The sequence below is a fragment of the Pseudomonas sp. TE4620 genome, assembly GCF_056279045.1.
Window position 1 is genome coordinate 2,296,872 of record NZ_JBWBQO010000001.1, and the last position, 10,307, is coordinate 2,307,178.

At 63.4% G+C, this 10,307-nt stretch carries 9 protein-coding genes; 6 read left to right on the forward strand and 3 right to left on the reverse strand.

What is annotated here, in order from left to right:
• Positions 1 to 73: 73 nt before the first annotated feature.
• Positions 74 to 1,255 carry a porin gene (locus ACZ9A3_RS10800; RefSeq protein ID WP_045201972.1) on the reverse strand — a complete coding sequence of 394 codons (1,182 nt, stop codon included), beginning with the start codon at positions 1,253 to 1,255 and terminating at the stop codon, positions 74 to 76.
• A 339-nt stretch (positions 1,256 to 1,594) separates the two neighbouring features.
• Between ACZ9A3_RS10800 and ACZ9A3_RS10805 the strand changes: the two genes are divergently transcribed.
• Together ACZ9A3_RS10805 and ACZ9A3_RS10810 are read left to right on the forward strand one after the other, a co-directional pair.
• Positions 1,595 to 2,665 carry an enoyl-CoA hydratase/isomerase family protein gene (locus ACZ9A3_RS10805; protein ID WP_476252564.1) on the forward strand — a complete coding sequence of 357 codons (1,071 nt, stop codon included), beginning with the start codon at positions 1,595 to 1,597 and terminating at the stop codon, positions 2,663 to 2,665.
• Positions 2,666 to 2,681: 16 nt separating this feature from the next.
• Complete coding sequence (locus ACZ9A3_RS10810) at positions 2,682 to 3,833, forward strand: acyl-CoA dehydrogenase family protein (protein ID WP_195884121.1); 1,152 nt, start codon at positions 2,682 to 2,684, stop codon at positions 3,831 to 3,833.
• A gap of 84 nt (positions 3,834 to 3,917) precedes the next feature.
• Here ACZ9A3_RS10810 and pedF read toward each other — a convergent pair whose 3' ends face one another.
• The gene (gene pedF, locus ACZ9A3_RS10815; RefSeq protein WP_045201967.1) at positions 3,918 to 4,355 is read right to left on the reverse strand and encodes a cytochrome c-550 PedF; all 438 of its coding nucleotides are present in this window, start codon (positions 4,353 to 4,355) and stop codon (positions 3,918 to 3,920) included.
• Between the two features lie 260 nt (positions 4,356 to 4,615).
• Between pedF and exaA the strand changes: the two genes are divergently transcribed.
• Together exaA and ACZ9A3_RS10825 are read left to right on the forward strand one after the other, a co-directional pair.
• On the forward strand, positions 4,616 to 6,487 hold the full coding sequence (exaA, locus tag ACZ9A3_RS10820; protein WP_093382724.1) for a quinoprotein ethanol dehydrogenase: 1,872 nt from the start codon (positions 4,616 to 4,618) through the stop codon (positions 6,485 to 6,487).
• 78 nt (positions 6,488 to 6,565) lie between these two features.
• Positions 6,566 to 7,204, forward strand: a complete 639-nt coding sequence (locus ACZ9A3_RS10825) for a pentapeptide repeat-containing protein (RefSeq protein ID WP_045201964.1) — start codon at positions 6,566 to 6,568, stop codon at positions 7,202 to 7,204.
• Here ACZ9A3_RS10825 and ACZ9A3_RS10830 read toward each other — a convergent pair.
• Positions 7,201 to 7,827 carry a response regulator transcription factor gene (locus ACZ9A3_RS10830; RefSeq protein WP_093382718.1) on the reverse strand — a complete coding sequence of 209 codons (627 nt, stop codon included), beginning with the start codon at positions 7,825 to 7,827 and terminating at the stop codon, positions 7,201 to 7,203. The genes ACZ9A3_RS10825 and ACZ9A3_RS10830 overlap by 4 nt on opposite strands.
• Positions 7,828 to 7,988: 161 nt before the next feature.
• On the opposite strand from ACZ9A3_RS10830, the gene ACZ9A3_RS10835 reads away from it, so the two are divergent.
• Positions 7,989 to 8,654, forward strand: a complete 666-nt coding sequence (locus tag ACZ9A3_RS10835) for a response regulator (RefSeq protein ID WP_476252565.1) — start codon at positions 7,989 to 7,991, stop codon at positions 8,652 to 8,654.
• 546 nt (positions 8,655 to 9,200) lie between these two features.
• A complete protein-coding gene (locus tag ACZ9A3_RS10840) occupies positions 9,201 to 10,262 on the forward strand; it encodes a 3-deoxy-7-phosphoheptulonate synthase (RefSeq protein WP_476252566.1) in 1,062 nt (353 codons plus the stop codon).
• The last annotated feature ends 45 nt before the right edge of the window (positions 10,263 to 10,307 follow it).

The following is a 10,307-nucleotide window of genomic DNA, read 5'->3' on the forward strand; positions in this document are numbered from 1 at the left end:
GGGTATGGGTGGCATTGGTTGTAGAGCGGGTAGCCTCATCGCGGGGCGAGCCCGCTCCTACCGGTCAATGCGTTTACCAGGTCAGTACCGCGCCCACGGCGAAGGTATCGGTGTCTTCATTCTGCGCATCGCCTTCATGGCCGTCGATCTCGAACTGGTTGTACTCGGCGACCAGCTTGAGGTTGTCGTTGATGTCATGAAACAGCGCTATGCCACGGGTTTCATAGTCGGCGCCGGTGTTCACCGCGCCATTGCCGTCATCCCTGGTCTTGCCATACGACAGCGCCAGACGGTTCTTGCCGAGCTTGTACGAGCCCTGAAGCAGATAACCCTTGCTGTCGACCTCACGCAAGGTCGCCTCGCCGGCGTTGTTGGTGAAGAACGGGTTGATGCCCTTGGCGGTAAAACCTGAGCCGGTCAGCGACAACCCGCCGATCTTCGCCTGCACGCCATAGCCGAGGCCCTTGGAAGTCACCGAATCGACGCTGCTGTCGGTGTTGTCCGAGGTCTGGTAGGTGCCGTTGAGCCAGCTGTAGATCTGCGCGCCGCCGAGGTCGAACTGGTAGGTGATCTCGCTCTCGGTGCGCGGGTTTTCCTGGTAGGCCTTGCCCACCGCGCTGTCGTCGTTGGTGTCCACCGGGTCGAGGATCCCCACGGCAATGCGCAAGCCGTCCAACACCGGCGTGCGGTAGGTGATCTGCGAGGTCGGGAACGGGTACGGGTAGCCGCTGCCGATGTTGCCGAACGACACCCCGCCGCCATCGACCAGGCCCAAGGTGTCGCTGACCTGGCCGTAGCCGGCGAGCAACTCGTCGAGGAGGATGTTGGAGCGGGCGAACAGGCCAAAGTCCTTGCCGATCAACACCTCGCCCCATTCGGGGTTGGCCACGGTGCCGTAGAACTGGCGCACGTCGATGGCGGTGTCGGTGCCGTTGGTTTCGCTGTCGTTGATGGTCACCCAGAACGACGCCCGGCCGCCGAGCTTGAGATCATCAACCTGGCGGGTCATGTTGAAGCCCAGGTAATTGGGCAGAAAGCCCATCTTCACCCGCGACTGGCGACGGTCGTATTGCTCCCCGGCGCGGTCGACGTCGCTGTTGACGTAGAAGGCGTTGATGTAGCCGTCGGTGGAAAAGGTCGTCTGCTCCTTGTCGTAGAGCATGATCTCGGCGCCGGCCAGCGGGCTCAGGCCCAGGGCGGCAAGGCTTGTCAGCAACGGCAGGAAACGGCGATTGGCATTGTTATTGTTGTGCATGGCGCTCTCCGCAAAACGGGGGGACAGATGTCGGAGGCGATTATCGAAAGGCCCGGCAAGCGGCCATACCCTGCCTTGGCGGCGCTCCCGTGCTGCTTTGGCGCAACCGGCCCGGCTGCCCGCAGGCGGAACTAATCCCTTGCCCGTCAGTGTCACAAGGCTAAAGTGGCAAGACCCGGTGCGTTAGGCGCGCCCACCCATGCAAAAATGCAGACTGAGCCTGCAGATTTACGGATTGTATTGGGCAAATTTGCACTGATACGATCCTTCGATCCTCTAGCGCCTATCCAGACCGTGTTAAAACACGTGGAAAATCAATAACAAAGCAGGGAGAAAGCGATGACCGCGCACGCTCAAGCGCCAACCGACGTCCATGTACTGGCCGAGGTTCGCAACCATATCGGTCACTTGACCCTCAACCGCCCCACCGGCCTCAACGCCCTGACCCTGGACATGGTCCGCCGCCTGCAGCGCCAACTTGACGCCTGGGCCACGGACTCACAGGTGCATGCCGTGACCCTGCGCGGCGAAGGCCCGAAAGGTTTCTGCGCCGGCGGCGACATCCGCTCGCTGTACGACAGTTACAAGGCCGGTGACAGCCTGCACCGGGATTTTTTCGTCGAGGAGTACGCCCTCGACCTGTGCATCCACCATTACCCCAAGCCGGTGCTGGCACTGATGGACGGCTTCACCCTCGGCGGCGGCATGGGCCTGGCCCAGGGCGCCGACCTGCGGGTGGTCACCGAGCGCAGCCGCCTGGCCATGCCGGAAACCGCCATCGGTTATTTCCCGGATGTTGGCGGCAGTTATTTCCTCTCGCGCATTCCCGGCGAGCTGGGCATCTACCTGGGGGTCAGCGGCGTCCAGGTGCAGGCGGCCGATGCGCTGTACTGTGGCCTGGCCGACTGGTACCTGGACAGCAGCAAACTGGCCAGCCTCGATGAGCGCCTCGACACCCTGAGCTTTGGCGAACACCCGCTCAAGGACCTGCAAGGGGTGCTGGCCAAACTCGGCACTCAGGTGCTTGAAGACGCACCGCTGGCCAGGCTGCGCCCGGCCATCGATCACTTCTTCGCCCTGCCCGACGTTGCCAGTATCGTCGAGCAACTGCGCGCCGTGACCGTGGCCGACAGCCATGAATGGGCACTGAAAGCCGCCGATCTGCTCGACAGCCGCTCGCCGCTGGCCATGGCCGTGACCCTGGAGATGCTTCGTCGCGGCCGTCACCTGAGTCTTGAAGACTGCTTCAAGATGGAGCTGCACCTGGACCGCCAGTGGTTCGAGCATGGCGACCTGTTCGAAGGCGTACGCGCACTGATCATCGACAAGGACAAGCAGCCACGCTGGAACCCCGCCACCCTCGCCGGCCTCGACCGCCAGCGCGTGGATCAATTCTTCGAAGGCCTCTGAGGCCTGGAGTACGCAGATGCAAGACCTGGAACTGACTGAAGAACAGATCATGATCCGCGACATGGCCCGGGACTTCGCCCGTGGCGAGATCGCCCCCCATGCCCAGGCCTGGGAAAAGGCCGGCTGGATCGACGATGGCGTGGTGCAGAAGATGGGCGAGCTGGGCCTGCTGGGCATGGTCGTGCCCGAGCAATGGGGCGGCAGTTACACCGACTATGTCGCCTACGCCCTGGCGGTCGAAGAGATCGCCGCCGGCGATGGTGCCACCGGTGCGCTGATGAGCATTCACAATTCGGTGGGCTGCGGCCCGCTGCTCGCCTACGGCAGCGCCGAACAGCAACAGACCTGGCTTGAGCGCCTGGCCAGCGGCCAGGTGATCGGCTGCTTCTGCCTGACCGAGCCGCAAGCGGGCTCCGAGGCCCACAACCTGCGCACCCGCGCCGAGCTTGAGGGCGATCACTGGGTGATCAATGGCGCCAAGCAGTTCGTCAGCAATGCCCGCCGTGCAGGGCTGGCGATCGTCTTTGCGGTCACCGACCCGGAGCTGGGCAAAAAAGGTATTTCGGCGTTCCTGGTGCCCACCGACAACGAAGGCTTCGTGGTCGATCGCAGCGAGCACAAGATGGGCATCCGCGCCTCCGACACCTGCGCGGTGACCCTCAACAACTGCCGTATCCCGGCAGCCAACATGCTCGGCGAGCGCGGCAAGGGCCTGGCCATTGCCCTGTCCAACCTCGAAGGCGGGCGTATCGGCATCGCCGCCCAGGCCCTGGGCATTGCCCGCGCGGCATTCGAGGCGGCGCTGGTGTATTCGCGTGACCGTATTCAGTTCGGCAAGCCGATCAACGAGCACCAGAGCATCGCCAACCTGCTGGCCGACATGCAGGTGCAGATCAACGCCGCACGGCTGTTGATTCTCCACGCCGCACGCCTGCGCAGCGCCGGCAAGCCATGCCTGAGCGAAGCCTCACAGGCCAAGCTGTTCGCCTCGGAAATGGCCGAGCGGGTGTGCTCCAAGGCGATCCAGGTGCATGGCGGGTATGGCTATCTGGAAGATTACCCGGTCGAGCGTTACTACCGCGATGCGCGCATTACCCAGATCTACGAAGGCTCCAGCGAAATCCAGCGCATGCTGATTGCCCGGGAGTTGAAGCACTACACCTTGTAAACACGGCCTACTGTAGGAGCGGGCTTGTCCCGCGATGCGATATCACTGTTGAATCGCTATCGCGGGTCAAGCCCGCTCCTACAGTCACTCCTCGACATGCACGCTGTCGAGGTAACTGCGCACCGCCCATAAGGCTTCCTGGCTGAGGTAGTCAGCCATCTTCGGCATGTACACCCGGCCATCGCGTACCGCGCCATTGCGCACCCGCTCGACAAACCATTCATCACCGGCAGCGCCTTCGTCGAGCAAGCGCAGGTCCGGGGCGATGCCGCCGGACTTGGCTTCAAGGCCGTGGCAGGCGGCGCAGTTCTGGTTGTAGGCCGAAGCACCGATGGACACCGCCTCGTCGTGGTCCTTGCTGTTGCGGTAGGGGTTTTCTGCGCGCCACTGCTCACCGAGCTTTTCCAGGTTGCCGGTGTTGACCGCGGTCGGCGTCACGTTGCCATGGGCAAAAGCCCCGGCGCTGCTCATCAGGCTGGCGCTGACGATCAGGCTCAACCAGGCGTTTTTTGCTGTTTTCATTGTTCTGCCCTCGACTGCTGTTTGCACGCAAAAACCTCTCGGCTGAAAGGTTGTGCCGGCATCTTAGAAACGTGCTGGCGAGGCCCCCATGCTGCTTTGGTGGCCGCAGCCTCCTCCCTTGGTAGTAGCGCTTGTGGGGCAGTGCCAAATCATGCCCGGCCTGGGAAATTTTCCCGTAAAGACCGGGAGATTTTCCGTATCGATCGCGCCCTTGGCGTTCCAGGCTATGCAGGCCAAAACCTTCATTGGGAACTCCAACCATGACAATAAGATCGTTACCCGCCGCACTTTCCCCGCTGACTGCTGCCGTGCATACCGTCCTCCTGCTGGGCAGCCTGGCCCTGGCCCCGCATGCCCTGGCGAAACCTGTGAGCTGGGAAGACATCGCCGACGACCACAAGAGCACCGGCAACGTGCTGCAGTACGGCATGGGCACCAATGCCCAGCGCTGGAGCCCGCTGGCCCAGGTCAACGACCACAACGTGTTCAAGCTGACCCCGGCCTGGTCGTACTCTTTTGGTGACGAGAAGCAGCGCGGCCAGGAGTCCCAGGCCATCGTCAACGACGGCGTGATCTACGTCACCGGCTCGTACTCGCGGGTGTTTGCCCTCGATGCCAAGACCGGCAAACGCCTGTGGACCTACAACCATCGCCTGCCCGACAACATTCGCCCGTGCTGCGACGTGGTCAACCGCGGCGCCGCCATCTATGGCGACAAGATCTACTTCGGCACTCTCGACGCCCAGGTCATCGCCCTGAACAAGGACACCGGCAAGGTGGTGTGGAAGAAAAAGTTCGGCGACCACAGCGCCGGCTACACCATGACCGGCGCCCCGACCCTGATCAAGGACCAGAAGAGCGGCAAAGTGTTGCTGATTCACGGCAGCTCCGGCGATGAATTCGGCGTGGTCGGCCAGCTGTATGCCCGCGACCCGGAAACCGGCGACGAGGTGTGGATGCGGCCCTTCGTCGAGGGCCACATGGGCCGCCTGAACGGCAAGGACAGCACCCCCACCGGTGACGTCAAGGCGCCGTCCTGGCCGGATGATCCGAACACCGAGACCGGCAAGGTCGAAGCCTGGAGCCATGGCGGCGGCGCGCCGTGGCAGAGCGCAAGCTTCGATGCCGAGACCAATACCATCATCGTCGGCGCCGGCAACCCGGGGCCGTGGAACACCTGGGCGCGTACCTCCAAGGATGGCAACCCGCACGACTTCGACAGCCTCTACACCTCGGGCCAGGTCGGTGTCGACCCCTCGACCGGCGAAGTGAAGTGGTTCTACCAGCACACGCCTAACGACGCCTGGGACTTTTCCGGCAACAACGAGTTGGTGCTGTTCGACTACAAGGACAAGGACGGCAAGCAGTACAAGGCCACCGCCCATGCTGACCGTAACGGCTTCTTCTACGTGGTCGACCGCACCAACGGCAAACTCAAGAACGCCTTCCCGTTCGCCGACAACATCACCTGGGCCAGCCACATCGACCTCAAGACCGGCCGCCCGGTGGAAAACCCCGGCCAGCGTCCGGCCAAGCCCGAACCTGGGCAAACCAAGGGCAAGCCGGTAGAAGTCTCGCCACCGTTTTTGGGCGGCAAGAACTGGAACCCGATGGCCTACAGCCAGGACACCGGCCTGTTCTATGTGCCGTCGAACCAGTGGAAAGAGGAGTACTGGACCGAGGAAGTCAACTACAAGAAAGGCTCGGCCTACCTGGGCATGGGTTTCAGGATCAAGCGCATGTACGAGGACCACGTCGGTTCGCTGCGGGCCATGGACCCGACCACCGGCAAGATGGTCTGGGAGCACAAGGAGCGCCTGCCGCTGTGGGCCGGGGTGCTGGCGACCAAGGGCAACCTGGTGTTCACCGGTACCGGTGATGGCTACTTCAAGGCCTTCAACGCCAAGACCGGCGAGGAGCTGTGGAAATTCCAGACTGGCAGCGGCATCGTCTCGCCGCCGATCACTTGGGAACAGGACGGTGAGCAGTACATCGGCGTGACCGTCGGCTACGGCGGCGCGGTGCCGCTGTGGGGCGGCGACATGGCCGAGCTGACCAAGCCGGTGGCCCAGGGTGGCTCGTTCTGGGTGTTCAAGATCCCGGCCTGGGATACCAAGACGGCCCAGCGCTAAGCCCATCGCCGGCCAAGCCCGCTCCGTGTTGGAGCGGGCTTGGCCGGCGATAGCCATCTCACAGCCCAGGAGATCCCCATGAAATACCTCCCGCTCTTGCTCACCCTCGCCTGCACCGCCGCCCTCGCCGACGACGACGCGCCATTGACCATCAACGGCTGCACCATCGCCCAGGAGAGCCAGTGCCCCAACGCCAACCTGCGCAACGCCGACCTCAGCAACCAGGACCTGCGCAAAATGAACCTGGCCGGTGCCGACCTGCGCGGGGCGAATTTGCGCCACGCGCGCCTGGACCTGGCCAACCTGGAAAAAGCCCGACTGCAAGGCGCCAACCTCACCCGCGCCAGCCTGCAGCAAAGCAACCTGCGCCTGGCCGACCTGCGCGATGCCAGGCTGATTGCGGTACAGGCCTGGGGCATGTTCGCCCAGGGCGCCAACTTCGAAAATGCCGACTTGAGCGCCGCCTACCTGGAGTTCGCCCGCCTGTCCGGGGCCAAACTGCACAACAGCAAACTGCAGGCCGCCGACCTGGAAATGACCTGGTTGAGCAAGGCCGACCTCAAGGGCGCCAACCTTGCCGATGCCAATCTGCAAGAAGCCAAGTTCGGCGAAAGCAACCTGGAGCAGGCCGACCTGCGCGGCAGCCGCCAGCATTACGCCAACTTCCAGGACAGCAACATGCAAGGCTGCCAGGGCTGCCCGACCACCTGGGACTAGGCAACCACCCGCAGCAAGCCGGCCTCGATCGCCAGGCGCACCATCTGCGCCTGGGAGGCCACCTGCAATTTGCTTTTGAGCAGGGTCAGGTAGTTGCTCACAGTCTTGCTGCTGATGCACAACTGCTCGGCGATCAGCCGGGTCGGCGTGCCCTTGGCCAGCATCAGAAAGATTTCCGTTTCACGTTGGGTCAGGCCGTGAATGCCAGTATCGCCTGGCTGACAGACAAGCTCGGTGGCCAGTGCCTGTTCGATGTAGGCATGCCCGCAAAGCACCCGGCGCACCGCTTCAAGCAGCACGGCAGGCTCCGCCGCCTTGGACAGGTAACCACAGGCGCCGGCCGCCATGGCCTGGCGCACCAGGCCAAGGTCGGTGTGCTCGCTGAAAAACAGCACGCGCAGTTGCGGCAGGCGCTGGCGCAGGCGTCGGGTGGTTTCCACGCCGCTGATACCCGGCAAGTCAACGTCCATGATCACCAGCCCCGGCAACTGCTCGCCGACCTTGGCCAGCGCCTCTTCGCCACTGGCCGCCTCGATCACCGTCATGCCCTCCAGACCCTGTTGCAGCGCCGCGACCAGGCCCAGGCGCAGCATCGGGTGATCATCCACCAGCAATATCGCCATCTTCGCAGCTCCCGCAGGTTTGCCCCATGCTAGAACGCACGCCTGGGCGCCCGCCTACTACTTTGGTACTGTTTTGCTTGTCGATGGTCGCATTCCCAAAGCGTTGCACCTGGCCTGTAATGAAGGGGTGCAGCACAACCACAACAATAAGGTGCAAAGCCATGTACAAGATTCTGATCGCCGACGACCATCCGTTGTTTCGCGAGGCCATCCACAATGTCATCAGCGACGGCTTTCCCGGCAGCGAGGTGATGGAAACCGCCGACCTCGATAGCGCCCTGGCATTCACTGGCGATCATGACGACCTCGACCTGATCCTGCTCGACCTCAACATGCCCGGTATGCACGGCCTGGGCGGTTTGATCAACCTGCGCAACGAGGCGCCGACCATCCCGGTGGTGATCGTCTCGGCCGAACAGGACAAGCAAGTCGTGCTGCAGGCCATTACCTACGGCGCCGTCGGCTTTATCACCAAATCCTCGCCACGCTCGCAGATGACCGAGGCCATCGAGCAGATTCTCAACGGCAATGTCTACTTGCCGCCGGACATCATCCGCACGCAAAAGAGCAGCAGCCGGCGCAACCAGGGTGACCATCAGGGCTTTGCCCCCGAGCTGCTGCAAGCCCTGACCCGCAAGCAGTTGCTGGTGCTCGAACGCATGACCAAGGGCGAATCGAACAAGCAGATCGCCTACAACCTCGACATCGCCGAAACCACGGTCAAGGCTCACGTCTCGGCGATTTTGCGCAAGCTCAACGTGCACAACCGCGTGCAGGCGATCCTCAGTGCCGGCGACATCGACTTCACCGCTTACCTGCGGCGATAGTCACGCTCCATGACAATCATGCAAATTAGCCATTGAAACCTGGGCAAGGCCTGAAGTAAGCTCGGGCACATCAACTGGAGAGTCACATGTCGCACACCACCCTCACTCACGCTTGCAGCACTGGTCGCCTGTCGCGCCCCGTGGCCGCTGCCGAGTGCGCGACTGTCTCCCCGGCAGCGTTTTATTTTGGGTATTGGTTTAGCCACAGGCGCCGCTGATACCCTCACCGGCGCCCACTTTCAAGGGGCCGCCGAACACGAGAATACTCAACCCCCGGTCGGCCCCCCGACCGGGGGTTTTGCGTTTCAAGGCCCCGGCAATCAACGAATTACATTGAGGAACAGAACATGAACTACGCCACTTACCGTTACCAAAGCTTCAACTTCTGGCGATTTAGCCAATCCCGTTCGGGCCAGCCTGCCGCCTCCGATCGGTCACTTGTTGGTGGCACACATACACATGACGCCAATCCGGCCAACTGTCGAACACCTCGATAGGGCCGAGCGCGCGGGCCAGACCCCGCCAGCCGCCCAGGGAATTCACACCATGCAATCGTCCACCCTCGCTCTGCCACTGTCCGAACCCAGCGCTGCCAACAGCGCCGTCAGCCAACGCCTGCCGAGCCCGATGTTGCTCAAGCAGCAAATGCCGCTTTCCCCCGCCCTCGCCGCCCAGGTCGAAGCCCATCGCCAGGCCGTGCGCGCCATCCTCGATGGCCACGACCAGCGCCTGCTGCTGATCGTCGGCCCGTGCTCGCTGCACGACCCGCGCTCGGCCCGCGAATACGCCCAACGCCTGGCCCGCCTGGCCTCGGAGGTCAGCGACAAGATGCTCCTGGTGATGCGCGCCTACGTCGAAAAGCCGCGCACCACCGTCGGCTGGAAAGGCCTGGCCTACGATCCGCACCTGGATGGCAGCGACGACATGCACGGCGGCATCGCGCTGTCGCGCGGGCTGATGCTGGCCATGCTCGAATGCGGCCTGCCGGTGGCCACCGAGCTGCTGCAACCGATGGCGGCCGGCTACTTCGATGACCTGCTGAGCTGGGCGGCGATTGGCGCGCGCACCACCGAGTCGCAGATTCACCGCGAAATGGTCAGCGGCCTGGGTTTGCCGGTAGGCTTCAAGAACGGCACCGACGGCGGTGTTGGCATTGCCTGCGACGCGATCCGCAGCGCCGCCCACGGCCACCGGCACTTCGGCATGGACGTGCAAGGCTACCCGGCGATTGTCGAGACCCTGGGCAACGCCGATACCCACCTGGTGCTGCGCGGCGGCAGCAAGGGCCCGAACTACGACCGCCAGAGCATCGCCCTGGCCCGCCAGGGCCTGGCCAAAGCCGGCGTCGCGGCACGGATCATGGTCGATTGCAGCCACGCCAACAGCGCCAAGGACCCCCTGCGCCAGCCGGCGGTGTTCAACGAGGTGCTCGAGCAGCGCCTGCAGGGCGATACCTCGCTGATCGGCATGATGATCGAGGGCCACCTGTTCGACGGTTGCCAGACACTGGGCACGCAGCCGCTCAAATACGGCGTGTCGATCACCGACGGTTGCCTGGGCTGGGATTCGACCGAGCGCTTGCTGCGTGAGGCGGCTGGACGGTTGTGACGCCTTTCAAATAGAGCGGCACGGTTCTGGCTGTTTCGTACCTAT